This window comes from Streptomyces sp. NPDC054841 (assembly GCF_053611045.1).
Genome location: NZ_JBSGZO010000892.1, coordinates 1 through 1,472, shown reverse-complemented (window position 1 = coordinate 1,472; position 1,472 = coordinate 1). Strand labels below are relative to the sequence as shown.

The 1,472-nt window shown below is 68.8% G+C and carries 1 pseudogene; it reads left to right on the top strand.

What is annotated here, in order from left to right:
* Positions 1-32: 32 nt before the first annotated feature.
* Positions 33-1,418 (top strand): annotated as a pseudogene (locus ACWGI8_RS44230) (alpha-amylase); the annotation flags it as partial.
* Between the last annotated feature and the right edge of the window lie 54 nt (positions 1,419-1,472).

Genomic DNA, 1,472 nt, shown 5'->3' with positions numbered 1-1,472 from the left:
CCTCATCAGCACACCGACGTGCAGGAGGAATCATGGCTATCAGATCGCGGGCGGCCGCGCTCGCCCTCGCGGCCGGCACCCTCATAGGGGCCGCCGGATCCGCCGGGACGGCCCAGGCGGCCCCGCCCGGCACCAAGGACGTCACCGCCGTCCTCTTCGAATGGCGCTTCGACTCGGTCGCCCAGGCATGCACCAACACCCTGGGCCCGGCCGGATACGGGTACGTCCAGGTCTCGCCGCCCCAGGAGCACATACAGGGCGGGCAGTGGTGGACCTCCTACCAGCCCGTCAGCTACAAGATCGCGGGGCGGCTGGGCGACCGCACCGCCTTCACGAACATGGTCAACGCCTGCCACGCGGCAGGCGTCAAGGTCGTCGCCGACACCGTCATCAACCACATGGCCGCGGGCTCCGGGACGGGCACCGGCGGCTCGCCGTACACGAAGTACGACTACCCCGGCCTGTACGCGTCCTGGGACATGGACGACTGCACCGCGCACATCACCAACTACCAGGACCGCGTGAACGTCCAGTACTGCGAGCTGGTCGGGCTCGCGGACCTCGACACCGGTGAGGAGTACGTCCGCACCAGGATCGCGGGCTATATGAACGACCTCCTGTCGCTGGGCGTCGACGGCTTCCGGATCGACGCCGCCAAGCACATGCCCGCCGCCGACCTCGCCGCGATCAAGGCGAAGCTCAGCAACCCGGGCGTGCACTGGAAGCAGGAGGCCATCTACGGGGCCGGTGAGGCCGTCCAGCCGACGGAGTACCTCGGGAACGGCGACGTCCAGGAGTTCCGCTACGCCCGTGACCTCAAGCGGGTCTTCAACAACGAGAACCTCGCCTATCTGAAGAACTACGGCGAGGGCTGGGGCTACATGGCGAGCGGCCAGTCCGCCGTCTTCGTCGACAACCACGACACCGAGCGCGGCGGCGACACCCTCAACTACAAGGACGGCGCCAACTACACCCTGGCGAACGTCTTCATGCTCGCCTGGCCCTACGGTTCCCCGGACGTCCACTCCGGCTACGAATGGTCCGACAAGGACGCGGGCCCGCCGAACGGCGGCACGGTGAACGCCTGTTACAGCGACGGCTGGAAGTGCCAGCACGCGTGGCGCGAGATCTCCTCGATGGTCGCCTTCCGCAACCAGGCCCGTGGCCAGTCGGTCACCAACTGGTGGGACAACGGCGCGGACGCGATCGCCTTCGGGCGCGGCGCCAAGGCGTACGTGGCCATCAACCACGAGTCGTCCTCGCTGACGCGTACGTTCCAGACGTCGCTCCCGGCCGGTACCTACTGCGACGTGCAGTCGGGCACGGGCGTGACGGTCAACAGCGCGGGCCAGTTCACGCGGACGCTCGGCCCGAACACGGCGGTCGCGCTGCACGCGGGCGCGAGGAACTGCGGCGGCTGAGGTTCTTGCCCCACCCGTCCCGACCCCCTCGATCGCCGGACGGGCTCCAAA